This is a genomic window from Paenibacillus sp. FSL H7-0756 (genome assembly GCF_038006765.1).
Classification (GTDB): domain Bacteria; phylum Bacillota; class Bacilli; order Paenibacillales; family Paenibacillaceae; genus Paenibacillus_AQ.
The window spans coordinates 43,074-68,792 of the sequence record NZ_JBBOVT010000003.1 but is presented as its reverse complement, the minus strand read 5'-3'; the positions used below and the strand labels follow the sequence as shown (position 1 = coordinate 68,792).

22 protein-coding genes are annotated in these 25,719 nt (G+C 50.7%); 9 read left to right on the top strand and 13 right to left on the bottom strand.

The annotated features are described in order from the left end of the window. Positions 1-553: 553 nt before the first annotated feature. The 3 genes from NST04_RS26250 to NST04_RS26240 all read right to left on the bottom strand — a co-directional run bounded on the left by NST04_RS26250 (position 554) and on the right by NST04_RS26240 (position 2,604). A complete protein-coding gene (locus NST04_RS26250; protein WP_341186903.1) occupies positions 554-1,696 on the bottom strand; it encodes a DNA/RNA helicase domain-containing protein in 1,143 nt (380 codons plus the stop codon). 19 nt (positions 1,697-1,715) lie between these two features. Next, positions 1,716-2,045 carry a nucleotide pyrophosphohydrolase gene (locus NST04_RS26245; RefSeq protein ID WP_341186902.1) on the bottom strand — a complete coding sequence of 110 codons (330 nt, stop codon included), beginning with the start codon at positions 2,043-2,045 and terminating at the stop codon, positions 1,716-1,718. Between the two features lie 151 nt (positions 2,046-2,196). Beyond that, on the bottom strand, positions 2,197-2,604 hold the full coding sequence (locus tag NST04_RS26240; RefSeq protein WP_341186901.1) for a hypothetical protein: 408 nt from the start codon (positions 2,602-2,604) through the stop codon (positions 2,197-2,199). A 142-nt stretch (positions 2,605-2,746) separates the two neighbouring features. Between NST04_RS26240 and NST04_RS26235 the strand changes: the two genes are divergently transcribed. Next, a complete protein-coding gene (locus NST04_RS26235) occupies positions 2,747-3,241 on the top strand; it encodes a hypothetical protein (protein WP_341186900.1) in 495 nt (164 codons plus the stop codon). Between the two features lie 637 nt (positions 3,242-3,878). On the opposite strand, the gene NST04_RS26230 is transcribed toward NST04_RS26235, so the two are convergent. Both NST04_RS26230 and NST04_RS26225 read right to left on the bottom strand, forming a co-directional pair. Further along, positions 3,879-5,207 carry a 6-phospho-beta-glucosidase gene (locus tag NST04_RS26230; RefSeq protein WP_341186899.1) on the bottom strand — a complete coding sequence of 443 codons (1,329 nt, stop codon included), beginning with the start codon at positions 5,205-5,207 and terminating at the stop codon, positions 3,879-3,881. Next, positions 5,204-6,184, bottom strand: coding sequence for a BadF/BadG/BcrA/BcrD ATPase family protein (locus NST04_RS26225; RefSeq protein ID WP_341186898.1), 981 nt, complete (start codon positions 6,182-6,184; stop codon positions 5,204-5,206). Before NST04_RS26225 ends, NST04_RS26230 begins: the two co-directional genes overlap by 4 nt. Before the next feature lie 199 nt (positions 6,185-6,383). Here NST04_RS26225 and NST04_RS26220 point away from each other — a divergent pair, with 199 nt between their 5' ends. Further along, positions 6,384-7,100 carry a GntR family transcriptional regulator gene (locus NST04_RS26220; protein ID WP_341186897.1) on the top strand — a complete coding sequence of 239 codons (717 nt, stop codon included), beginning with the start codon at positions 6,384-6,386 and terminating at the stop codon, positions 7,098-7,100. A gap of 27 nt (positions 7,101-7,127) precedes the next feature. Here NST04_RS26220 and NST04_RS26215 read toward each other — a convergent pair whose 3' ends face one another. After that, positions 7,128-9,677, bottom strand: a complete 2,550-nt coding sequence (locus NST04_RS26215; protein WP_341186896.1) for a hypothetical protein — start codon at positions 9,675-9,677, stop codon at positions 7,128-7,130. A gap of 17 nt (positions 9,678-9,694) precedes the next feature. After that, positions 9,695-11,659, bottom strand: a complete 1,965-nt coding sequence (locus NST04_RS26210; protein ID WP_341186895.1) for an S-layer homology domain-containing protein — start codon at positions 11,657-11,659, stop codon at positions 9,695-9,697. Between the two features lie 544 nt (positions 11,660-12,203). On the opposite strand from NST04_RS26210, the gene NST04_RS26205 reads away from it, so the two are divergent. The 3 genes from NST04_RS26205 (at position 12,204) to NST04_RS26195 (ending at position 15,403) form a co-directional block, all read left to right on the top strand. Beyond that, positions 12,204-13,502 carry an ABC transporter substrate-binding protein gene (locus NST04_RS26205; RefSeq protein WP_341186894.1) on the top strand — a complete coding sequence of 433 codons (1,299 nt, stop codon included), beginning with the start codon at positions 12,204-12,206 and terminating at the stop codon, positions 13,500-13,502. Positions 13,503-13,585: 83 nt separating this feature from the next. Further along, positions 13,586-14,470: a carbohydrate ABC transporter permease gene (locus tag NST04_RS26200; RefSeq protein WP_341186893.1), complete on the top strand. Its 885-nt coding sequence runs from the start codon at positions 13,586-13,588 to the stop codon at positions 14,468-14,470. 54 nt (positions 14,471-14,524) lie between these two features. Then, a complete protein-coding gene (locus NST04_RS26195; protein ID WP_341186892.1) occupies positions 14,525-15,403 on the top strand; it encodes a carbohydrate ABC transporter permease in 879 nt (292 codons plus the stop codon). A 115-nt stretch (positions 15,404-15,518) separates the two neighbouring features. Here the strand turns inward: NST04_RS26195 and NST04_RS26190 are convergent, their stop codons facing one another. The 4 genes from NST04_RS26190 to NST04_RS26175 all read right to left on the bottom strand — a co-directional run bounded on the left by NST04_RS26190 (position 15,519) and on the right by NST04_RS26175 (position 18,771). Beyond that, positions 15,519-16,043 carry an RNA polymerase sigma factor gene (locus NST04_RS26190; RefSeq protein ID WP_341188057.1) on the bottom strand — a complete coding sequence of 175 codons (525 nt, stop codon included), beginning with the start codon at positions 16,041-16,043 and terminating at the stop codon, positions 15,519-15,521. A gap of 202 nt (positions 16,044-16,245) precedes the next feature. Continuing rightward, a complete protein-coding gene (locus NST04_RS26185) occupies positions 16,246-17,022 on the bottom strand; it encodes a hypothetical protein (RefSeq protein ID WP_341186891.1) in 777 nt (258 codons plus the stop codon). Positions 17,023-17,052: 30 nt separating this feature from the next. Beyond that, positions 17,053-18,162, bottom strand: a complete 1,110-nt coding sequence (locus tag NST04_RS26180; RefSeq protein WP_341186890.1) for a trypsin-like serine protease — start codon at positions 18,160-18,162, stop codon at positions 17,053-17,055. A gap of 309 nt (positions 18,163-18,471) precedes the next feature. Further along, entirely contained in the window at positions 18,472-18,771 is a 300-nt protein-coding gene (locus tag NST04_RS26175) for a hypothetical protein (RefSeq protein WP_341186889.1), read from the bottom strand. A 141-nt stretch (positions 18,772-18,912) separates the two neighbouring features. Between NST04_RS26175 and NST04_RS26170 the strand changes: the two genes are divergently transcribed. Further along, positions 18,913-19,653 carry a class I SAM-dependent methyltransferase gene (locus NST04_RS26170; RefSeq protein WP_341186888.1) on the top strand — a complete coding sequence of 247 codons (741 nt, stop codon included), beginning with the start codon at positions 18,913-18,915 and terminating at the stop codon, positions 19,651-19,653. Positions 19,654-19,656: 3 nt separating this feature from the next. Here NST04_RS26170 and NST04_RS26165 read toward each other — a convergent pair whose 3' ends face one another. Continuing rightward, positions 19,657-20,145, bottom strand: coding sequence for a hypothetical protein (locus NST04_RS26165; protein WP_341186887.1), 489 nt, complete (start codon positions 20,143-20,145; stop codon positions 19,657-19,659). 201 nt (positions 20,146-20,346) lie between these two features. Between NST04_RS26165 and NST04_RS26160 the strand changes: the two genes are divergently transcribed. Then, on the top strand, positions 20,347-21,324 hold the full coding sequence (locus tag NST04_RS26160) for a phosphotransferase enzyme family protein (RefSeq protein ID WP_341186886.1): 978 nt from the start codon (positions 20,347-20,349) through the stop codon (positions 21,322-21,324). 98 nt (positions 21,325-21,422) lie between these two features. Here the strand turns inward: NST04_RS26160 and NST04_RS26155 are convergent, their stop codons facing one another. Beyond that, a complete protein-coding gene (locus NST04_RS26155; RefSeq protein ID WP_341186885.1) occupies positions 21,423-22,436 on the bottom strand; it encodes a carbohydrate-binding protein in 1,014 nt (337 codons plus the stop codon). Positions 22,437-22,707: 271 nt separating this feature from the next. Here NST04_RS26155 and NST04_RS26150 point away from each other — a divergent pair, with 271 nt between their 5' ends. Together NST04_RS26150 and NST04_RS26145 are read left to right on the top strand one after the other, a co-directional pair. Continuing rightward, a complete protein-coding gene (locus tag NST04_RS26150) occupies positions 22,708-23,250 on the top strand; it encodes a hypothetical protein (RefSeq protein WP_341186884.1) in 543 nt (180 codons plus the stop codon). Positions 23,251-23,554: 304 nt separating this feature from the next. After that, positions 23,555-25,699 carry an ATP-binding protein gene (locus tag NST04_RS26145; RefSeq protein WP_341186883.1) on the top strand — a complete coding sequence of 715 codons (2,145 nt, stop codon included), beginning with the start codon at positions 23,555-23,557 and terminating at the stop codon, positions 25,697-25,699. Positions 25,700-25,719 lie beyond the last annotated feature (20 nt).

Here is a 25,719-nt window from a genome sequence, read left to right as displayed (position 1 = left end):
CACTTCATAAAGTTCATGATAATTTGGTGGAAGAATTGATAAGATACTTCGAATTATATGTAGTGTACCGTCAATTCCGCAAAACTCGTCAAGAGCACAGTTCCCTTAACCAAGAACAAGTGGACTCTTCCGAGAATGACGTCAACAATAGTGACAAAGCTTAAGTAATAGCTACAATCTGTAAAGTCATTCCCCTGAATCTTAAAAGTATTCGGTAGCTTGTAAAACTGTTAATGCCGCAAGTCACCGGTTCCTTTTTTCTTTGTTATGAACTTCACCCTAGTTTAAATCAAATAATTACGCCCCTGCTTATAGTCGGTCTACTCACTACAATATGCGATACATTATTGCACGACGGCGTCCTGTCGAGCCACTTTTCTTGCACAGCAAGTGCCTTTCTATATCTACACGGTATCGACTCGAGAAATAAAAAACCATTTTATTACCTATCTGTTTATCAAAGTGGATCAGACAATACAGTAAACGGACGGATCAAGGCCATAAAGCAGTTTTTCAAGTACTTATTTGAAGATAAGTTGGCTGATAAAGAACATTATTCATCAATGAAGAATACCGAGAACCGGGAAGCTCGGATGATCTCCATCGTCTGATTAATCCCTTTATTTTTGAACAGACCGGACTTCTCATTTAGGCGGTGCGCCTCGTCCACAATCAGGCAATCGAATTCATCTGGTAGTGCATCATAATACACGCCTGAGCCCTTGAACAGGTTATCTATGAACGACTTCTTCACGTTCTGCTGAAGCTTCTTCATGTATACGGAGCGCGGGGCGCTATTCTTGGTTACATATTGGCAGACGAGTTCCCGGGCGGTAAGCTCTACCAGAAGATTAATGCCAAGCACCGACTTACCTGTCCCCGGGCCACCTTCGATAATCAGGACTTGTTTTTTTCCCGACTGGGCTTGCTTCGCTAATCTTAACGCTTCTTGATACACAACATCCTGATCGTCGATCATAATGAATTCCTGATTTCCCTGGAGCATACTGAGGAGTGAATCCTGCAGCGATTTGGAGGGTTTAATTTTGCCATGCTCTATAAGGTACAGTGATTTGCTTCTGTCGGTCTTTTTAATATAGGTCGTGATAAACCCTCTTAGCTTCAGTGCATCTCCCTTGGAGAAAATCGACGCTTCCTCAATGTAAGAGTCGTAGACAGGATGCAATAAGGGATCATTATCTTTCCGAATATAGTTATGTAGATACGCACAAGGATATAGCTGGACCGCTTCGTTCTGTACGCTCTCGTTGTAATCGCGAATTAGCCTGGCGTAGGACCATGCCTGCTTCGAAGGATGCTGTGTACTTGTCTTTGTTCTGTTAAAAACGGTTTTAACGAGACCATCCGCATCCTCAATCGCTTCAATGCTGGTCCACTGCTTAAGTTCGATGATGACGACAGAGTATTGATCCTGTTCATTCAAGCCTGTAATCATGAAATCGACTCTTCTCGGGGTCGCTGGAATTCTATATTCAATCGCAACTCCTACGTCATCTGGAATGTCCGATGTGTTCAGTACTTTATATAAATAGTTCATGGAATTGTTCCAGGCGTTGATTTCGCCCATGGCAACTCTGCCGATTTTTTGGACGTACTGGTTATGAATCTTTACCGCGATCGTATCCTCGGTCACATCATCCATAAATTGCTGCTTGGTCGATTCATAGATAATCATAGAACTCTCCCCTATTCAATCACTGCTGTGTGCTTTTTTGTGAGCTTCCCTTGGAGCTGGATATGGGGTATTTCTTCGCGTTTTTGTCTATCTTCTGAAGGATAGCATCCTTAACATCGATTTGCAGATCATGCGCAAGCGTAAGCGTGTAGATGAGAATATCAGCGATTTCGTCCTGCATGCCGGAATAATGTTGCTCTATAGCTTGCTGGCTGTTCTTCCATTGGAAAAGCTCCAGCAGTTCGCTAGACTCCAGCGTGATCGAGAGCGCCAGATCCTTGGGATCATGGAATTGCTTCCAGTCCCTATCGTCACGGAATTGGATGATTCTCTTCATTAATTCGTCCATGTGTACCCCCATCATGTTGGTCAAATTCAATTTTCCACAATTTCTCTGTATGTATTGATGATAGCCCAATCCATAATGTAAATCTATGATATTCCTAAAATTACACATAAAAGGACTCCTATTGGAGCCCGGCGGCGTGGTTTGAACCATATTAGAGTTGGAATTCCGAATTGGAGCTGGTAACTGCCAATGGAATTATTGCCTTCACGAAGGTTTCTTTATCAGCTTGGATCGCTAGCTCTTTTAATTCGTCTTTCCCTTTAATAATGAAAAAAGGTGTGCCTGTACCATAATAATTCGAAAAATTGTTTGGTGTTATTTCTTCGCCTGCAATAGAGTAACTGGTGACTTTTCCGATCTCCAATTCAACTTCACTGGCAGATACATTTTCGTCAGTTATTAAATAAATTTGGTCATTCCATTTCAAAATAGGAGCCGCGTTACTTTGAAAGGTTTTAATTTCTGTATAGGTAATGTCCTTCGTTGTTGTGTTAGATTCTTGAGGATTTGAGCAAGCGGTCAGTAGTAATAATAGAGAAATCCCTATTAATTTGTTCATGATATTCCTCCGTACAAATGTTTGAGAGCTTATTCTAATGTATGCTTAACATATCAGCGTTAGCGCTATTAATATCATGCTTCGAAGCCAATAGGATCTGCATCTGCTAACTGGGAAGGCAATAAACCCAAGGAGGGTTACGATGAACAAAATCGCGAAGGTTATAGCGGGTTCTTTAATTATAGGAATCTTAGCAGGCTGTGCTGGGAATCCCAATGCTACCCCCAAACAAGCTGCTACAAGCCAAAAGACACAGCCTTCAGCGCCACAATCATCACCAGACCAGGGCAATTTTAAGACAGGAATATTTGTTGAGTTAAGTGATGTAAATGATACGAAGTTGAATGAACAGATTACAGATAGCTTGAACGCAGTAATGAACGCTCTAGTGAATAATAACGAGGAAGAATTCAGGAGTGCCTTTGCAAATAATCAGTCGGCTGACGCGCACAGCTTCATGCTTGGGAAAGAGTACTCTTTCGAGAAGCTAATGTCTGTTGAAGAGGATTCTGCTGGCAGAACTGTTGTAACTCTAGAGGTTAAAGTTAAGGATGGTTCCGATATTAAAGAAAACCATCTTTCCTTTTACTTCGTGAAGGATGATACAGGCAATTGGGGGTTGAGGACGATAGATTAATTGCTGACCTTGAATTAAAAACAGTGAAAGAAAAAGGTGCTCTTTCGAGAACACCTTTTGGTCCATGATCTATTTAAAATAATTCTCCAGCTTACTTATTATTTCAGCATTATTGGTTGAATACTCACGTAGTCTATTCTTGGTCTTACTACTATCATACAAGGAAATATTATATTTGTTAAATATGTCAATTCCGAATCTAGTCTCCTTATTTACGCCATGTCCTTCTCCACAAAGAACAAAATCATCCTAACAGATGAATAAGATTACCTTTGCGCAAACACAACGTATGCTGTTTTTAACATACATCAGACCGTATGCCTGCTTGCGAACACAATGTATGCTGTTTTTCACATACATCCAGACCGTATGCCTGCTTGCAAACACAACGTATGTTGTTTTCCACATACATTCAGGCGTGTGCCTGCTTGCGAGCACAACGTATGCTGTTTTTCACATACATCCAGCAACAAAGTTACTCTTCGAATCATTCAAGGAATTCTTTTCCACAAATTTACACGCACCTTGTCCACAGCAAGAGGAAATTATAGCTTCCTATACAATTAAAATAGCCCCCATCAGCAGCGGGTTGTCGCTGTTGATGGGGGCTCTTGAAGTAGTGCAAACTTCCAATCCTCTATCTCACCCGCACCCGAAACTGCGGCAGATAATCGGCATTCTGCTCCAGAATGTCAGCCAGCACTTCCTTGGCGAGGTGCTCGTCGCCTACGAGGGGGTGGATGGTTAGGGCTTGCAGGGCGGAGGCGTAATCTCCTCTGACGGCAGCCTCGATTGTTAGCTCCTCATAAGCCTTCACGACCTGGAGCAGGCCCCGGATCTGGGGAGGGAGGGGCTTGGTGGGGGCGAGTGCGTGCGGGCCGTCGGATTTGATGACGCAGTTGATCTCGATGGAGACATCGGCGGGCAGATCAGGAATGATCCCCTGATTGCGCACATTGACGGTCTGGATGTCGCCGGTGTCGTTGTAGATCGACTTCATTAATTGGACTGCGGCTTCTGAATAGTAGGCGCCGCCGCGCTTCTCCAGTTGCGCCGGCTTGCTGTGGACTTCGGGCTGCTTGTAGATCTCGAACAGCTCGGCTTCGACTTCCTTCACTTCATCGGCGCGTGTCTTGCCGGTCTCGCGGTAATGCTCTGAGATCTCCCGGTACATCTCTTCCTTCATATAATAGTAGCGGTGATACGGGCAAGGCAGTGCCCCCACGGACTGAATGAATTCGGAATCCCACTCCAGATCAGGGATGTTGGCCATGGATGGCCCCTTGGCTCCGGCCAGCTTATGCAGGAAGTCCTCGGTCACATCCTCGCCCTGCATCATCACCCGGGTCGTCCAGTTGAGGTGATTGATGCCGACAATCTCAATGAACATCTCTGCTTGGGGAACTCCGTACAGCTCAGCGATCTGCATCTTGGTGCTGATCGGCAGATTGCATAGCCCCACAGACTTGACCCGGGAATGCTTGGAGACCGCTTCTGTAATGATACCGGCCGGATTGGTGAAGTTAATCATGAACGCATCCGGCGCCAGCTCCTCGATATCCCGGCAGATGTCCAGAATGACCGGAATGGTGCGCAGCGCCTTGGCGAAGCCGCCCGCTCCGGTGGTCTCCTGGCCGATGAGATGATGGGCCAGCGGGATCTTCTCATCTCTGGAGCGTGCATCCAGCATGCCGACTCGGATCTGTGTGGCCACGAAATCCGCACCGCGGATGGCCTCGCGCCGGTCCAGTGTCGTATGTAGCCGGATCGGCTTGCCGCTGGCATCAATCATACGCTGGGCGAGTTCGCCTATGATGGCCAGCTTAGCCGCCCCCGCCTCAATATCGGCCAGATACAGCTCCGCAACGGGAAATTCATCATAATACCGGATCAGGCCCTCCACCAGCTCCGGCGTATAGGAGGAACCGCCTCCGATCACTGCAAGCTTCAAGTGCTTCTTCTTCATCTGTGATTTCCTCCGTCTCTCTTGAATTGCTCTAGTATTGCACTGGTTACAGGGATGCCCAGCCGGTCCATCGCCAGCATTACGGCACCGAATACAGGCGGCAGCTCCGGAATGACCAGTGTGCAGCGGGGATGCTCCGCCCACACTGCCTCAAGCAGTGCATCCAGCAGCAGCGGACTTCTGCCCGATTGCAGGATACTCCCGGTCAGGACGACCGGCACCTCTTCGTCCCCGAAGCCGCCCAGCCTGCGGATGACAGCCGCCGCAGCGATCCCCAGCTCTCTGCCCATGTCCGCCAGCAGCTGGCGGGAGAGCCAATCCCCCGCCGCTGCCGCTTCATGAACAACCAGTGATAGCTCCAGCGGCGCCGCAGTCACCTCGTCATTGAGGTAACGGTCCACCATCTCTTCGAAGCTTGCAAAATCCAGCCTCTGCGGTATCCGTTCCACCAGCTCGCTGTACGGCTCCCTTCCTTCCCAGCAGCGCACCGCTCTGCTGAACGCCTGCGCCGCAAGATAGAAGCCGCCGGCCCGGTCACCGAACAGAGTATCGAAGCCGCCTATCTGTACCGTCTGCCCGAGCCGGTTGCGGCCGGCCGCGTTCGTATTGCTTCCGCAGACAAGCACCACTCCTGTGTTATCCGGGCTCCCGGCACGAAGCCCCTCGAACGTATCGCAGACGATATCCCAGCTCCGCAGATCTAATTGACTGCTGATCTCAGGATATAGCTTGTCCATATCCGGCCTGCGGTCAGCGCCCGCAAGACCGAACTGCACATGATCGAGCTGGTCAATGCCTACCCCTGCCTTCGCAAGTGCACCGAACAGCGCTCCGCGAATGTTGAGCACCGCCGCCCGGACTCCAATGATCTGATGGTTGCCGCAGCCGGTCACTGCCGACCCCAGAACCCTGCCGTTATGATCGGCGATAACAGCGATGGTCTTGCTTCCGCCGCCGTCTACACCTGCTAGATACATAGCTTCCACTCCTGATTGGTCCATTGTTATTTAAATAGTCATAATTGTAGACATTGTTCCTACAAATACCCTTTCATTGTTACGCTGATATTGCATGTACAGCTTTCCTTCAGCTTGAAATCTCAGTTGTTACACAGTGGTTTCTCCGGCTCCTGTTCCGTGATATAATATAACAAATTGCCATCGGAGGACACTTGTAATGACAAAGAGAACAAATAATACATTATATTTCAATATTAAAGAACAACTGCTTAAACAGATTCAATCCGGAACCTATGCGGTCGGAGAGAAGCTTCCCACCGAGGCTGAATTATGCGAGATGTTCTCCGCCAGCCGGACCACCATCCGCCTCGCGCTCAGCGAGCTTGAGATGCAGGATATTCTGGAGCGGCATCAGGGCAAGGGCACCTTCGTCAAGCGCAAGGAGCTCCAGCTTAACCAGAAGCGCAGCTTCACCGAGGATGTGCTGATGAGCGGCAAAGAGCCCACAAGTAAGATCATCGAAGCCAAGGTGACGCCTGCCGAGATCCCGCTCAATGAATTCCTGAATATTCCTGTCAAAGCTCCGGTCAACCAGTTACTGCGGCTCCGCTACGCCGATCATGAACCGCTCCTGTACGAGACCACTTATATCGCCTGGGATCTGGCCCCCGGGCTCATCAATGATTATAAGGACGGCTCGCTCTTCTCCTTCCTGGAGTCAGAGTACAACCTGAAGGCCCACCGCTCTGTGGAGCAGCTGAAGCCGGTCCTCGCGGACAAAACCGCCAGCAAGCTGCTGGGTGTCAAAGAAGGCTCTCCTTGCCTGCAAGTGAGAACTTTTACTTATCTGGCTGACGGCTCGCCGCTGGAGTACAGCTTCGGCGTATTCCGGGGAGACTTCCCCAGCTATACGATTGAGAGACAATTCGGATGAAGGTAACCTTCGTCCCGGTATACTCTTTTACTCTTGAATGATCCCGAAATATCTCCCCAGCCAGTAGGGCAGCGTGAATACCGAACCCGCCTCAATGCTGCCCGAACGGTAGTTATACCCCGGATTGGCACCGGTCGTCTGGCTGTCATTCTCGAACGGATTCGAGTTATGCTTAATGATGCGCCGCTCGTCTGGAGCCAGTGCGTAATTCGTCTGTTTATAATCATCGCGGTCACCCGGTTCAATATAGAGGACATCCTGACGGTCCCATTGCACCGGGAATTCAATCTGGAATTCCGGGAAGCGGTACAGGAAGCGGACCGCCGACTGCAGATCGACATCGGTCTTGTCCGGGTGCGCCAGCTGGTAGAGGAAGGTGTAGAACGGATTCTCCTCCCGCACCTCATTGGAGTACCACTGATCATAGGCGGCTACAATCTGCGCATGTCTGTCTGCATCCTGCTCAAGAGTCACCAGGATGAACACCGGGAACCAGCCCAGCTCTTCATCCGAATAATTGATATATTGGGTCCAGTCATTATGCAGCGTAGCATTGGTGTTAGTGCCGGCTCCCACATTGTCCATCGTTACCGGCTGGTTATCGTTCTCGCTGTAAGCATTGGTCGCCTGACGTACGAGTCTGCGCTCAATATATTCCTGCGCCATCGCCATGTAGCCCCGGCCGTTGACATACGGCTCTTCCTTACTGTAGCTGCCGGCAAAAGCCTGTTCATACGCCAGCTCATACTTGGCTGAATCAGCCGGATAACTCTCTGCGACAATGTAGCTTGCCGATTTCAGCGCAGCCATGACCTGGAGTGCGTTAAGCGGGCCGTCCTCGTAGCCGTAGGACAGCGCATCGTCCCCGTTCTCGTCAACGCCGATCTTGGACTTCCACTGTTCCTGCTTTTCCATGGTCCCAACGCTGTCGTTGAAGTATTTGGCGAACCATCTGGACCACTGCGTCGATTTGCCGGTAGCGTCCTCAATGTAATAATGGTCGTCCTTCAGGATCAGCTCGGTCATGCGGTGCGTCGTTTCTTCGATGAGGGCTTTCAGCTCAAGCAGCTCAGGATCGGTGCTGTCCCCGATCAGATATTTATAGGCGGTATAGAACATGGCATAATGGCCATCCACCTCATCTGCCGAAGTATCGGCCTTATACACAATCTGGTTCATGTCGATATGGCCGTCCACAATGGCGCTCTCCGGGAACAGATCATTGAAGAATGACGGAATCTGCTCATATACGGGAGCTGTCAGCTGGAACAGCGGCTTATTATGAAGGCCTGTTGTTTTGTCTTCCTTGGCGTCCTTATTGTTCGTGGCGGCTGTAATGACTGGCAGCACCTGATACACTGCGCCGGTTACGGACGTTCCAACCCGGGTCTTGATATCAATCCCCAGCTTCTGGCCTTCGGGACGCGTCAGATTCAGCTCGTCAATGGCGGCTTGGCTAAGGCCAAGTCCATTGTAGTTCAGCACATCCGTGCCTCCGCTCGGGAACAGGGTGGAGCCTTTTTTGTTCTCTGCGTCTTTGGTTACTCTGACCATGGAATAGCCGATCGGCTCCACTCCGTCGTCACGCTGCATGCTTGGAATGATTCCATTCGGGTTAATCATGTCCGGCCCGACGAAGTTCTGGAACCAGAAGCCGTTCTGGGACTGGTAGCCATACACTGAATTATCCACTGTAGCCGCACTCGCTTCACTGGTCAGCATATAGGAGCGTGCGGGGAACCCGTTGCCGCGGCCGGAGACATAATCGAGCAGCAGTACAGCCTTGGTCGCTCTAAGCGCTGCGGCTCTGGCTGCGGCAATCTCTGCCTGCTCCCCGGAAGCCGGGCTCGTTCCGTACTGCTCCTGCAATGCCTTGTAGCGGAAGATTTCGCCCATCGCATACATCGCGGTCCATAGACCGTCATTATCGCTGGTGGTAGGCGTGGATGTGAATACTCCGGTCTCGGAGTTGTAATTGACCGCATCCAGCTTGCTGTCTGTCTCTGTGAAGGTGAAGCCTGCGCCATGAACCATGCCGCGCCGGTCCAGGATCGACTGCACGAGATCCTCATAGATAAACGATTTATCATGCAGCGTCTTCTCCGGCATCGCAATATGCGTGACCCCGCTCGCCGTACGGACCCAAATGCCGTTCTGACCGTCACTGGCCAGTCCCGTCACATGATCGTCTCCGCCATACAGATACCTTGGTCCAGCCATATACTGAACAATATCCTTGGTGTCGCTTGCGCTGAAGTCCACCCGCTGTAAGCCGGTCTCCGTTCCAATCCAATAGACTCCCCCGTCCAGAACCACACTGGTTACATCGCCGATGACCGAGAGCGGCAGGAATTTGAGTGCTGAAGCATCGGTGACCCATTCAATGTTGCCCGGGATAGAAGCCGCTCCGGCTTTATAATAGGTCATTTCTTTGGTCTGCACAGCCTCCAGCTGAACCGGAGAGTACTCCGAGCCAGGCAGCTTCTCCGCAAGCACGGGCGCCGCCGGCAATACGAATAATGTTAAGGCAAGCAGTCCACCCGTGATCTTCATGCCCGTTCTTTTCATCTTGTCCATGGTAAGCTCCCCTTTCCTTATTGGTAGATATGCGATACGCCGGTTCGTGTGATCACCAGTACCCCCGTATTCTCATCCGGCACAAGCAGCAGCACCTTGTCATCGTACAATTGCTTGCCTTGAGCGGTATAACCGGTCATTTCATTCGTGGCGAGATTAATTCTGGTGACTCCACTGTCTGTTCCAATCCATAAATAAGTCCGGGTCTTATCTAAGACAGAGGTGTTAATCCCCCGCATCGAAGCGAATATGGAAGGCTTGATATTAAATTCATAGTTAACAAAGGTTACGGCGTTCACAAGGTCTGGCATAACGACATCCTTGTTAGCGATCGGAGGATTGTAGGAAGGGTCCTGAAGGAAGGTCAGGTATTGCTTAGCCAGCCCTTCTGCTCCTGTGGAGCTGAACGAGCTTAATGCTTCCGCATAGGTGTATAACTCGGCAGCTTTAGGCTCTGGCGTTGGCGTTGGTTTTGGCGTCGGTGTTGGTGTCGGCGTTGGTTTTGGCGTCGGCGTTGGTGTTGGCGTCGGTGTTGGCGTTGGCGTTGGTGTTGGTTTTGGTGTCGGCGTTGGATTCCCCGCACCCGGGCTAAGGGTTGGATTCGGAGATGAGGTTGGCGCTGGAGTTGGAGCCGGAGTTCCTGTGCCGCCGCTTGAACCCGATCCTCCCGGGTTGCCGGCCGCAGGATGGATGAGCTGTCCTGAAGCGTTATAATCTTGCCCGCCTATCGTTACCTTGGCAGCATTGACCGTCAGCTTGTCCGGCTTGACCGGGAAAGACACGCCTTCTCCATTGACCACCGCTTCGGCGATTGTCCCTTCACCGGTGATCACTACGGCACCGTTCAAGGTCATTTTCGTGACAACACTGCCTGTGTTCAGCTTAATTGTTGAACCGCCTGCCTTAAGGGAGAGGTTGAAGCTGCCAATCCGGCCGCTCTCCAGTGTGAAGCCCGCCGGTGCAGCTACATTTAATTCATTGACATCTCCAGACACGGAGACAGCATCGGAAGCCCGCGTAAGCAAATTCATGGTACTGATCGGCTGGCCGGATTCGTTAACAATTCTGGCGCCCGAGGTTACATCTATCTTCCCGGCAGTGGTCTTCCCCTTGAGGATTACTCTTACCGGAGAAGCAGGCTTGCTGATCACAATGCTGCCCACTTGACTGTCTGTCAGCGTAATGCTGTTCACACCGCCGCCGTTGATGTAGACGACGCCTTCAACCGCTGCGTTGTTGAGGCTCAGATTCCCTTCGCCAACGCCGGGCGTAATATATACATTCCCTGAGATTTTCAGATCGGATAACGTACCTCCCGCTGTGTTAACGATCAGGTTGCTGCCGGAGATGCCTGAATGCTCTCCCCCGTCTGCCACCAGGGTTCCCATGGCATTGTTCATCATCTTCACCGCCTCGGCCCGCGTCAATGCCTTCTTCGGCTGGAATGCGCCTTGCGGTGTGCCCGCTACATAACCTGCCTCCTTCATCGCATAGACCGCTTCCTTAGACCAGCCGGCAATAAGGGCGTCATCTGAGAACGGGGCATATGAATTTCCTGATGCGGCAACATGGAATACTCTGCTGAGCATCAGCGCCGCCTGCTCACGGGTCAGGATCTCCAGCGGCTGGATCTTCCCTCCGCCATCGCCGATAAGTACGCCGGCTGCGACCGCCTTGCTGATGTCAGAGGAATACCAGGCTGTCTTAGGAACATCACTGAAGCTCTGGCCGCTCTCCTCACTGAAATTAAAGATCCGGTTAATCAACGCGGCGAATTCTGTTTTGCGGATTCCCTCGTTCGGGAGCACAAGGCCATCGGGATTCCCCTTCAGCAGCCCCATCTCCTTCCACGAGGCCATTTCCTCAGCGGCCCATGCAGGAATCTTCTCGGCGGTTTCTGCCGATACCGTGGATACACCTGTCAATGCCACGGATGACACGACGGCGAATACTCCGAGCATCTGCTTCCATCTGAACTTCATATGCATTCCTCCTCAAAGTGTAATCGTTAACGCGATAAAGCCGGCTCCGAAGCAACCCTAACCAATGTCACCTCCATGTCAGTTTATTAATGTTGTTGTAGTAACATTTACACACATTCTATTTTTAATCATAACAAATTGTCAACACATTTATGAAATGGTAATCTGCAGCCGCCCCCATTTTCCACATCCTCCCATAACATCGTATATTTCCTTGTGATATCAACGTTGTTTACGCTTACAAAATTTTACGAAGGAAGAGTTTTATCCTACTTCACTTTCGGTTAAAAATGAATTTTCTCTGTCTTTTTGCCTAAAAAAACAATTGACAGGGCCTTGGCTATACTTAATAATGAAAACTATATTGTTACTACAAATTACTTATTCCGCACAAATCTTAGTCCAAATCGGGAATACCTCACTCTATTGAGTTAAGTAATATTACATACAGGAGTGTGAAGGCGAAAGGGAGAGCAGGGATAAGAAGGAATCGCGTAGTCGCATCAGCTTATTGGCCCATATAAATCGAAGGAGCGATGAACGAATGAACAAAAGGAATATTGCACTGGTCTCAACGATGCTGGTTACCGCCTTGACGGGCTGCTCTTCTGCAGCCTCTAATGACAGCTCAGCCAATAACGGCGGGTCCGGTGCTAAACAGGAAACTCTCCGGATTGCTATGGGCTCGCCCGGCGAAGGCTTGATCAAGGTCTGGGAGACGATCGGCAAGGAGTTCGAGGCACAGCATCAGGGGATTAAGGTGGAATTCAACTACCAGGACGATGACACGTATCAGACGATCGGATTACCCAATCTGCTAAGCGGCAAGAACGCTCCTGACCTGTACTTCGAATGGGCCGGACAGCGTCTGCAGACCAGAGTCACGGATGGTTATGCCGCAGATATTACCGGACAGCTTGAGAGCTCCGGACTGAAGGATATGTTTGCCGAAGGTACCTTCAATGGTATGGTGATCGACGGCAAGACGTATATGATTCCTACGGCGGGCGATGTGACGAACGTAATCTTTTACAATAAAAAGATGTTCAACGATCTGGGCCTTCAGCCGCCAGCCACCTGGGAGGAATTCCTGAAGGTATGCGAGACCGTTAAGCAGGCAGGCATCACCCCGCTCGTCATCGGCAACTCCGATCTGTGGACGGCAGGCAACTGGGTCGCCCATATCCTCTCACGCGTTGCGGGTGAGGATGCCTACAGTGAGGCCATGCAGCTCAAGCAGCCGTTCAATTCCCCTGATTTCGCCAAAGCCTATGGTTATGTGAAGGAGCTCTGGGATAAGGGCTATATTAATGAGAACATTACTGCCGCAAGCGACAGTGAAGCGGATATGCTGTTCCTGAACGGCAGCGGTGCTATGCATCCGATCGGCAGCTGGCTGGCTGCGACCGCAGTGGAAGAAACCCCCGACCTGGAGCTGGGCTACTTCAATACACCGGCCATGCCGGACGGCAAGGGCAATCAGGAGAGCGTCATCGGCGTGTTGAACGGAATGGTGGTCAATAAGAACTCCAAGCTGATCGACGAGGCCATCGAATTCATGAAGCTGTACAGCTCCCCCGAATCCTCGAAGAAGCTCTCAGACGCTGGTGCCGTACCGATTACCAAAGACGGGATTAACAAGGAGACCATGCTTCCGCTCTCACTGGAGTTGAACGATCTGATGGAGAACGCCCCGGTGCTTGTATCGCCGCCCGATACCGGCTATTCCATTGAAGTCGCCAACGCGCTTAATATGGCTACCTCTAAGGTTATCGGAGGCGCTGAGTCCCCTGAAGCTGCTCTGGCTGAGCTGGAGACCACCATTGCCCCTCTGAAAAAATAACGGTGAATCCGCCCGCAAGGCGGCTTCATCCCGAAAACGGAAATTATGTACTACCTTGTACATCGAGAATTGGAGGTGGCCCCATGTCCGGCCGAAGCAATAAGCTCTCTCCCTACCTGTTCATCTCTCCCGCCCTCCTGCTGTTTGGCTTCGTTGTTCTGGTCCCCGTGCTGATGACCTTCGTCTTCAGCTTCTACGACTGGAACGGGATCGGCACGATGCATTTCACCGGCTTCGACAATTATATCCGCGCTTTTCAGGACCAGGTCTACCTTAACTCCTACGGACACACGCTTATCTATATTGTTGCTACGGTCTTAGTTGAGGTTATTGCCGGACTCGGACTCGCAGGCTTAATCACGATGGGCCGCAAGGGCAGCGGACTTTTCCGGCTCGCCTTCTTCGTACCCGTCATGCTGCCAATGATTGTCGTCTCCTACCTGTGGAAATTCGTCTATAATTCCGATTTTGGCCTCATTAATATCCTGCTGGAGAAAATTGGCCTGGAGAGCTGGACCCGTGTCTGGCTGGGCAACCCCGATACCGCGCTTTATGCCATCTGTATCGTCTCCGGCTGGGTGTATGCAGGCTTTTATATGACCATCTTCTATTCCGGAATCCAGCGCATCTCCAAAGAAGTCTATGAATCGGCCTATCTGGACGGCGCAGGGGAAGCACAGATCTTCTTCAAGATCAAAATCCCCATGATCCGTAATCTGGTGGAGACAGGCATCATGTTGTGTGTGCTCACCGGCTTTCAGTCCTTCGATCTGTTCTATGTCATGACTAACGGGGGACCGTATAATTCAACCGAGATTGTGACCACCTATCTGGTCAAGGTCGTCTTCACCCATATGAGCATCGGCTACGGCTCCGCGCTGGCCGTCATTATGACGATTGTAATCGCGGTGATCGGGCTTGTGGCCGGCAAAATGAAGAAGAAGGACGACGGTGTCCTGGAGTATTAGCGGGGAACCCGGAGCATGTAAACTGCGACATTATGAGAAAGTGAGGTGTATCCCTTGACGACCACGGCCCTGGATATCAAGAAACAATCCTATAACAGCGGGGAAGCCGCCCGCCGCAGACCGTTCCCGCATATCCTGTATTATCTGTTCATGATCGTCATCTCCTGCTTCTATGCCTACCCGATTCTCTGGCTTATCCTCTCTTCCTTCCGGGAGAACCGGGAGATCTTCTCCTCTCCCTTCGCACTGCCGGAGCAGATTAATCTGCAGAACTGGTCCAAAGCCTGGACGGTCGGCAATATGAGCACCTACGCCAGCAACAGCGTAATTGTCACCTCGGTCACCGTTGCGGGCATTCTACTCTTCGCCAGCCTTGCAGCCTTCGCTTTCAGCAAGCTGCGCTTCCGCGGCAGCAGCCTGCTGATGCTGCTGTTCGTCTTCGGATTGTTCATGCCGCTGCAATCCTTTTTCATTGCTCAGAGCTATATTTTTGAGCAGCTGAATCTGAAGGATTCTTATATGGGCTTAATCCTCCCTTATATCGGCACCGGACTGCCGCTGGCCATCTTCCTACTCAAGGCTTATCTGGACTCGATCCCGAAAGAGCTGCTGGAGGCTGCCCGGATCGACGGCTGCGGCGACTGGCGGATGTACGGCAGAATCATCCTTCCGCTCTTGATTCCGAATATGGCCACCGTGGGAATCTTCTCAGCACTGAATGCCTGGAATGAGCTGCTGCTGGCTATGCTGTACATCCAGGACGACTCCTTGAAGACGATTCCGGTAGGTCTGCTGGCCTTCTCCAGCCGCTATATGACCGACTATAAGCTGCTGTTCTCCGCACTGGCGATGATTACGCTCCCGATGATTATTGTCTACCTCTTCTTCCACCGCTATATCGTAGCTGGCCTGACCGAAGGGGCGCTGAAATAAGCGGCCGGCAGTAAGATCATTCACAATAACAACAAATAGCCCCTTCAGCAGACGTAACCGGAACCATCACCTCATGAGATTCCAAGGTTATTCTGCCCGAAGGGGCTATCTTGCGCTAATGGATCTGGTAACCAATCCCGGCTTCACTCAAAACCCGCAGCACCCGCCCTCTGGCTCTGGCAATATACTGCCGGACATGCTGCGCGGGAATATTCACAAGCTCCCCGATTTGTTGATCCCCGAGCTCCAGCTTGTATTTGAGGTAGAGCAGATTCCGGTCGCGTTCCGACAGCGTCAGCATGGCTCTCTCCAGCGCTCCAATGGCTTCAGCCTGGATGTAATTCTCTTCTGTCGCGGCTGTGAGATCAGGGATTTGCTCCGCCACATCGTTGCTCAAGCCGGTATAGACCTTCCTGGAACGGCGGGTACGCCTTCGGATATGGTCATAACAATAGTGCTTAATGGTGTTGACGACATAACTGGTAACTTTGCAGCCGTTCAAGGAGCGCAATAAGGCGGTCTTGGGAATCAGCCGGATGAACGCTTCTTGAATGACATCCTCAATGACCTCCTGATCCTTCAGGATGGTGTATGCTTTCTTCCTCATTAAGAAATAGTGGCTGTCGTATAGATTCTTCAGGAACGTGGTATCATCATCGGGTTCACGGGTATGCAGAACGCGAAGTGAAATTTGTAACCCCTCCCTAATTACACCAAATTAGCAGTATTTTATTCATTATACCCTTTCTGCTTAGGGTTCGGGCTGGTGAATCTTCTGTATAGCAAAAAGAACGCCAAGGCGTTCTCTCCATCAGCTAATATCATGACCCTGCACTCTCATGCTATCTTCGGATTCGGGGAAACCATGAGTTTGGCCTTAGCAGGACAATGGTGATCACCAACACGGCCCCCAGCAGCATCATATTCCAGCGGTCAAAGGTGCGGTATGGCAGATCCGGCGAGAGGTACGCTCCATTCTGATACAATGCCTCGTCAATAAGCCGTGCGAAGGCATGCGTCCCCCGGTTCAAGGTCCAATATTCCTGACGTACCGCAGTGAGAAAAGGCTTGTTTGCTCTAATCGCTGATTTCATTACAGCCTCTAAGCTGTCTATTCTAATATAATAATACTCCTCGCCCAGTCCAGGGCTTGCCGCCTCTGCCGTCTTGAACGGCCGGACATACCGCCATCCCTTCTCATACGTAGGATAGCTGGTATACCCGTACCCTAACTCATAGAATGAAGACCCCGGGGAATGCTGGGGAATGGCCTCAATGACCGTCCCCTTGGGGATATGTAGGGCCACCGCCGTATCCTTGCTTGGAATCTCACTATAATATTGTAGAGACACAGGCGCTTCTATGAAATGCGTTATCACATAGGCAGGCTCTCCAGAGATGCCGGGAAAATAGGAGCTATAAGCGCTCAAATCCATCTGCTTCAGCGGAATGCCTTGTTGATAGGGACTGGCTTCAGCTGCAGCTGAGAAATCCTTGCGCAGCTGGTGATTGTGATACAATGCGGCCCCTGTCCGGTAGACAAGCACACCCAAGAGGATAATGACCGTCAACACGGCGCACCACCACAAGAATGGTCTAGAGATTGAGGGAACAGACATGTCATTATCCTCCTTATGGGTACAGTATAACTAGTTAGTCTTAACGGTGAAGCCGGCATGCTCCGCATAATAAATCGGGGTGGAATACATGATCTTAGCAGGCCCGCTCGTTGGATTGCTTCTGGCCGTTACTATACCATGCAGCTTATTGGCACTTCCATCCTTCATGTAGACCGGTCCGCCGCTGTCTCCTCCGGCAACGGCATCCGTACCGGAGGAATTCTGCATCAGAGACTGATACAGGCCGTTCACGCGATAGGTATTGAACAGGCCATCGGAGTAGACGACGTTAATGCTCGCTTGCGACACCGTCCCCCATGAATACCCGGTCGTTGCTCCGTATTTATAGATCGTGGTTCCCACAGGAACCGATGAATAGGTGCCGGTTATGGATACACTTCCATACACTTTGTTCGTCGCCGTATCACTTCCGGTTAACTTCACCATCGCGAAGTCGCCCAGGGAATCAACGCCAGTCGCACCGACGGCTTGATTCGCACGCTGATAAGTAACCTGTCCTGTCCGGGTCCCCGAATACTGGATATAAGGATATCTCGGAGATAAGAAGCCGACCTTCTCATTGCTGTGTCCAGCCGTCAAAATGGCATTACTGCCGCCATAGGTTCCTCCGATACCGACACTTAATCCAGCACCGTTATCTTCATTGGTAATCCGGTCCCCGCCCCATAACTGGGCTGTACTTATATTAGGCGTTCCCGGCTCAATGCGGACAGGCAAGCTCTCCGTTGTCTTCTGGAGGGTCTGAGGCTGCTCATTCATCAGCTTATTGTAATCCTCTTCGATCACTGAAACATAGAACTGGTTAGCCTTCCGGTCCACACCGTAGCTGCCGATGCTATAGTTCTGCTCCTCCAGCTGCTTCGCGACTTGATCTAGACTATTCAAGTAATTCAGTGAATATGAAGCGCTTTCAAATGTGACATGCTCTTGATCCTGTGCCCGCTTGATATAATCTGCCTTCAATTCCTCAGAAGGATTGACCAACATAATGACCAGCTGATCCCCGCTGACATATTCACCTGCATAATGATCGGGGTACACTGGTAAGCCTAGTTCATCTTTATCGAAGCTCTCCCAGAGATTCTGATAGGCCCGAAGGGCCGGCTCTTGCAATTCCATTGCTTGTATAATCGCTTTCGGTACGGTATGGGTTAAGTCAGCATTTCGATCAGCGCTAGAAGCAGCGACACTCATTGGAATCATTAATAACACGAGCATGAGGCCTAGAAAATAACGTATGTTCTTTTTCAACAAACTCATCCTCTCGTAATCTGGTTTTGTCTACTATAAGCGGTTATTCAAACGGTCCTTCCCTCCCTCCGCTATGAATTCTGGCGTTAGTTGTCGAAAGGGCTCGTGCTGTCTATTAATAGATGACGCATAACCCGACTAAATGTAACACAATTTTGAATAATTTTACTTTAATAACTAAAAATCCTCTTCCTCCGGCTCCCCCACCGCAAACCCCAACGCTCTCGTCGCTTCAGCCTTGAACCTTCCGATCCATGCGTCCCACTCGGTCTGCTCCATCTGGGCATAGAACGACAACCCGCTCGGCTCAACGGAGGCCGTTATGAACATCTCATCTGTTTCCTGTCCGTACCAATAAGGAATTACGCCAGTGTACCCGAGCCAGCCAGGCATCGACTCATATATATCAGCTACTTTCGTCCATATCTCATCCGGCAGATGCGCCCAGATATTCAGGTTGCAGTTATGGTTGTCCATCCGATCATCCCCTTACTAATCATTTCATTCCCATCCTATCAATAAAAAACGAATATAATCAACAGTTCCATTCCCGCCTATGAACAGCTATGCTATCTTACCTTTATGTGTTTATATTGTATTGCCAAGGAGGGGCTGGCATTGACTGCGCACAACAATCTGGAAGAGTACCGTGACCCGATCAACTATGATCTGGAGTTCGGCGGGGAGACACGGAAATATCAGTTCTATCTGGAATGGGCCAAGGCGTCTGCCGGAGAGGTTTTGGAGCTGGCTTGCGGAACCGGACTTACGACTCTGCCGCTGGCTCAGGCGGGAGTGGCCATAACTGGCGTTGATATTGCTTCCTCTATGCTGGCTTATGCGCGGGTGAAGGCCGGGAACTTGCCTGTAGCGTTTATTGAAGCTGATGCACGAACCTTCCGCTCCGATAAGCGGTTTGCCATGATCTATTTAACGGGGAATGCGTTTCAGGCTTTTTTGAGTGATGAGGATCAGGCCACCTTACTCTGTACAGTCTACAATCATCTGGAGCCCGGAGGACGTCTGATCTTCGAGACGCGCAATCCCGCAGGAACTGACCTGTCCGATGAAGAGGAGACGGATTGGGGCCAATTCACCGATTCAGACGGCAACGTAGTCAAGGTATCGGGCACACAGACCTACGATACGGAACGTTCCATCATGCGCTGGGTAACTTTTCGCGATTGGGGCAATAAGCGGACAAAGTCACGGATCGACTGCCGGTTCACAACATACGCTGCGCTGACGGAGTTATTGAACCGTTACGGATTCCGTATCGAGCATAAGTATGCGGACTGGGATCGTACCCCGTTCACCTCCAGCTCCCCGCTCCTTATTAGCGTATGCAAGAAATCGTAAGCTTCAATCTGTTCTCTTTTCCAATATTAAGCTCAAGATCTGATCCATCTCCTCCTGGTTAAGGACAGAATACCATCGGGTGGTGGTGTTATCCTTGCTAACTTTCAGCAGAAGCAGCTCCTTCTTATCTTCGGAGACATCCAGAATCACTCTTAGGCCGCCCTGGACGCTTAAAAATATGGAGTCGAATTGATCGGGCTCTTTTTGGTTACTTTTGTTCTTTTCCTTGATTTGCAGGCTGGAGAGACGGGTTATGAGATCGCTAAGATCATCATCACGGGTAATCTCGAATTCCCGCTCTGCGTCATTTCCAGGAATGAAGGTCAGGGTAGTAATCTCCTTGTTAGGCAAAATGGGGGCTACCTGCCCTATCGTTGTTGTTACAGGATGGAGCCAGATGCGAATGGTGGTACCATAATTTTGGATCAACAGGACAATAGGCAGAACGGCAACTAGAATTCTCAGTATTAAAAACCCTTTCCCTTTACGCATAAAAGGTTAACCTCCTTGTCTGCTCATTCATCTTGAGGATCATCCTAAAATTTACCTTCAAGTATATCATAAGTCAGATTGCAGTTATGGACGCCCAGCCTAGCAATAAAAAACAAATATAGTCAACGGTTCCATTCCCGCCCATGAACAGCTATGTTATCGTACCTATTATACTTTGATAAATGAGGGAGCGATCTGCGATTGGATAGACACTTGAATACCGCAATGGAAGCACTGGAGCACTACTCTATAAGCTGCAAATCGGTTGATTTCATTGCACAGAGCGGCAATACGATCTACAAGGTTACTGATCTGGACAACAATTGTTACAGCCTCCGGTTACATATCTCTAAGAATGACGCACTTGAGCCAATCTGGAGTAAGCGGGAAGTCCTGCAATCCGAAATGGTCTGGCTGGAAGCCTTAACCCTGGATACCGATGTGACCCTGCCTTCACCCTGCAAGAACATTCGCGGAGAATTCATTACGGACGTGAACCATACCCAATGCACTTTGTTACGATGGGTGGAGGGTGAACAGAAGCCTTTTATTCCTACTATAGAAGATGCTGGGGCTCTAGGTGAATTGATCGGCAAGTTACATAAGCAAGCCTCAAACTGGACTATCCCCGATGCTTTTGAACGCCCGGCCTTTGATGGCTCCCGGATCTTGCAAGCCCTTAACATGCTGAAGGAACGCGCTAATGCCGGACTGCTTGATGTAGGAGATACGGAGCTTCTGCTGCATGCAGGCGAGCGGGTTATTCACATGATGAACGCTATGGAGCGGACGGCCAGCCATTGGGGCATGATTCATGCCGATCTGATTCCAAGTAATCTGGTGTTTGCTGGAGATGAAGTACGGCCCATTGATTTCGGCGCTTGCGGGTTCGGATATTACTTAATCGATTTGGGCTGGACGTTCTCCTACATCCATCCTTCGTTCAGAGAACAGCTGCTTCATTCTTATTCCAGGCACCATCCGTTACCGGATAACTATATCCAGCGGTTAGAAGGATTTTTTATTGCAGCACAGCTGGAGACGATGAATTTCTGGCTGGGTCTGCCGGACTGGCAGAAGTGGCTGCCTGAGCATATCGGTAAATTAGCCGGTAGAGAGATTAAGGCCTACTTAAACAATGAATCGTTCCTCTTCAGCGGCGTGCCGTATTGGGAATGACCCTTCACCCGGGTGGTGCAAAAGCGCGCAAAAAAAAGACGCTGCGGGGTAACTCCCCGAGCGTCCCTTTGCTTTCTTCAAGGGAAGGAAGTACTCCCTTAATTCTTCCCCCCGTACCCCTTATACGTCCCGTACACAGCATTCGCATACTGATCCGCCAGAATCGGGCGGCCGTAGGAATCGGTGGCGCCTGGATACCAGTTGTCGCCTCCGTTGTAGTGTAAGAGTCCGTTGTAGATATTGCCGAATCTGGAGATTTTCTCATCAAGAATAAGTCCGCCTAGAGCTACCTGATCCTGTTCGCTGCTGTGATTATAGGTGCGGCCGAATTTGGCGCTGAATTGGGAGGCATACGCGGCGCGTGTATTCGGCTCGACCTGCATCAAGCCGTCACCGGCGGAAGGACTGCCCGGCAGACCTGCTCCGAAGCTGCTCTCCTTCTTGATCACCGCGCTCAGGAGTAGTGCGAAATCTCCGCCTTTGCCGAATTTATTATCCACGTTCATGGCATACGTCCAGATCTGGCTGGGCACCTCGGAGGGGCGGGTGACGCCGGTTGCGGGCGGTGAACCGATGTAGATTTTGACCGAAGACATCTTGTCATTCACACTGTCGCCGACCCAGGAGGAGCTGGATGTATAGGTCCACTTCGTGCCGCCAAAATTATCGTCCGCATACACCTCCACTGTCCAGCCGCTGGGCACCTTGAGCGAGGACATCCAGTCATTCGGAATGCCCGCATTGTTCAGCTGGGACAGTGCATAGTTGCCTGTTCCCAGCGTGACGGCTTTGCCGCCATAGTCCCTGTCTGCATAGAAGGTGGCTCCGTTCGTGGCGGGAGGGTTGGTAGGCGTCGGAGTGGTCGAGTTCCCGCTTTTCCACAGGGCAGGGACATTCACCGGCTCCCAGCCGGTCAGGGACGTATGCGCCTGCAGACAGGTATATGTACCTCCGCCATAGGTTACGGTGTCATTCACCGCATAGGCCGTGTTCGGCGACCACGCTCCTCTCGCGGCTGCATTTGCGTTCGGTAAGGCGGTGAAGAACACAGAGATCAATAATGCGAATGCGGCCAACAGGGATACAGCTCTAGCTGACACTTTGGTATACAATAGCCAAGCCTCCTCAGATCGTTTCCCATAGAATAACCCCACAAAGTGATGCTAAGCTTCGATGCTTACTCAGGTACTTTGCGGGGGCCCCAAAACATAACACTAAAAAAGGCCCCTCAAGAAGCCATCCACAGGGTACTATATTTTATTACCGATTTTCTAATTCATTCCAACATTTCTGTAGTTCTTAAATAGCTTGCTGAAAGGATTATATTCCCATATATTAAAAGTTAAATGCTCCTTATCCCACAGAAACGAGGATGCTCCTTTCATGAAATTCAAAATAATGTTACTTCTTTCTATATTCGCTATCTTGTTTGTGGGCTGTGACATTAATGATGTAAATGATCCTCTCCCTCAGGTAGAACTTTATCACCCGCCTTCATCTCTGTTAGAGATTGCAATTGTGGGTAAAGTCCCTTTTGATTCCGTCAGAAATGTTAACTACATCCCTATGAACCTCAAGGATATTGTTGAAGACCCTGCTATTCATTATGACGGATTAATTATTACTGAGGATTATCTGGCTGAAGCAGGAAAGCAAGAATACAGAGATTTCTTTAGCAACCTAACGTATCCGGTATTTTTCATGGGGACGGAGAATTTGTTAGCGAAGGTATTTATGGATGACCGGTTAACCCTTGATGCAGCAAGAATAGACGGCTTCGGCGCTAACGTATCCGGATTTGTTCTATCGGAGGGTAAGCATTTGGAGTGGGGCTTGTATTTACCAGACAACCCTACAGAAGCAGATAAAGATAGTAACATGATTCTAAGAATCTCCAATATATTAGAAGATTTCAAGCGCAAATGAACAAGGGGCTTCACAGTGATTGATCACTGAGAAGCCTCTTGTTCCATTAAATTATTCATCGGAAGGGCATTATGGGGAAGCTCCCCTTGCCCCCCTGTGCGATGGATAACTCCGCTCTTACCCACCAACCTTACAATTTTCGACATCCCCATCTCCTTACCTAGCATTCTACACAGGAATTCAGCCTGTTCATGAAAGAAAAGAAAACTTAAAATAGTGCAATTTCACACAATTTTCGGCAATGATGCTATCATTAAGGCATTGAGCTTAAGAATGACGAATTTTGTAGATTGGGGTCGGCTTCATGATGAGGGGTATACTAAAATCCGGTTCTCGTAATATCTGGTTACATATCGCTGTGGTCGTAGTTATCGGGCTGATCGCAAGCTATGCCATCCTGTCTGCAACGCCGGATGCCCCCAAGCCTCGAAGCAAAGAAGGCCTTCTGGATCTAACGCACGACTCTATCTATCAGAATCCGCTGAAGTTACAGGGTGAATGGGACTTCTACTGGCAAGAGCTGCTCTCGCCCGAGGATATACAAAGCCGGACGGCAGGCGGGGAACCGGCTGCGCGGGACCGGTATATCAACATTCCCAGCTCCTGGCTGGGCTACCAGTTGGATGGTCAAGCGCTGAAGAGCGAGGGCTATGCCACCTTCCGGCTGGTGGTCCGCCTTAGTGAGCAGGATAGCAAGGAGCGGCTGGCTTTGCGGCTGCCTACTATTTTTCATGCCTATAAATTGTGGGTGAATGGAGAGCTGCTGACAGAGGTCGGTGTGGTGGATCAGGACAAGGAGGGCATGACGCCGAGTCTGGCGACGAGACTGGTGTTCTTCCAGCCTGAAGGCGACACGGTGGAGCTGGTGATGCAAGTAGCGAACTTCCATCATAAGCGGGGCGGCATCACCAAGGATATCGAGCTGGGTGGCAGTAATGTGTTAACGGCCCGGACCCATCTGAAGATTGCTGCGGATATGTTCATCACGGCCAGCCTGCTGGTGATCGGGTTGTATCATCTGCTGCTGTTCATGCTGCGGCGTAAAGACCGGGCCCCGTTATATTTCGGCCTGTTCACCGTGATGTTCGCTATCCGCTCCCTGCTGAACGGCGAGCTGATGCTTACCCAGTGGCTGCCGCATTTTCCGTGGGAGTTACAGTTCAAGCTGGAGTATCTGATTCTATGCCTGGGCGGGTGGATGATCACGATGTATTTTGAGTGCATTTTCCCGGATTATGTGTCGCGGTGGTTCCGCTATGGCTCCCGGATCGTCACCAGCGCACTCTGTCTGGTGGTTATGGTAACGCCTGCCCTCGTCTATTCCCGGATGCTGGTGCTGATCGGTGTGGTCGTGGTTCTCCATATGGTGTATCTGATGGTCGGGCTGGCTCATGCGGCCTGGCGGCGGATGGAGGGAGCGCTGATCTTCCTGCTGGTGTCGGTGGTGGCTCTGGCTACAGTGATCAACGATTTCCTGTATTACAACGAATGGTCGCCCATCGCAAATACCTCCCCGTTCGGACTGCTCATCTTCACGGTCGCCCAGATGCTGCTGCTCTCTTCCAGATTCACCCGGGCAGCAACGAATGAAGAGCGGATTGCCCGGGAACTGCAGGAGGCCAACCACAAGCTGACCGGGATGAATGCCAACCTGGAGCAGATCGTGCTGGAGCGCACCCATGCCTTATCCGCAGCCCACGAGGATCTCCGCCTGTCGTATGAGCGGTTACTGCACTCCGAGGAAGGCCGGAAGAAGCTGCTAGCCTACATTACGCACGATCTGCGGATGCCGCTGTCCAGTATGCTTGGTTATGTCGAGACGGTGATGGATATGGTGAAGCCGGAGCGCAATGCACAGTATCTGCAGTATATCCGCGATAACACGATAAGGATCAACCGCATGATTGGGGAGCTGAGCTTCTTGTCGCATCTGGAGACAGGGCAAGTCGAGTACCGGATGGAGCCGGTCCAGGTGATTCAGTTCCTGCGCGGCTTCTATGAACAATATGAGCTGGTGGTGCGTGACGCGGGGCTGGATTTCGCTCTGGACATCGGGGATACAGCAGCTTCAAGCGCGGACCAGTCTATTGCCCGGATCGATACCCAACGATTAGAGCAGGCATTATTCAATCTGGTGTCGAACGCGATGAAGTTCACGCCTGGCGGCGGGTTGGTGCGCCTTACGTTAGGCGTGGACGAAGTGAACGGTACACGGTGTGCGGTCATCAGCGTGCAGGACTCCGGCATGGGTATTCCTCCAGAGCAGCTGGAGCAGATCTTCGACCGTAATTACCGGGTGGACCGGCCGGGATTGGACATGGGTGTAGAGGGTAGCGGGCTGGGGCTGGCAATATGCCGGGAAATTGTACAAGCGCATGGCGGGAGTGTCCGGGCGGAGAGTGACGGGAAGACAGGGTCGATTTTCCAGGTCATTTTACCGTTGATCTGAGAAGCAGGAAGGTGACAATA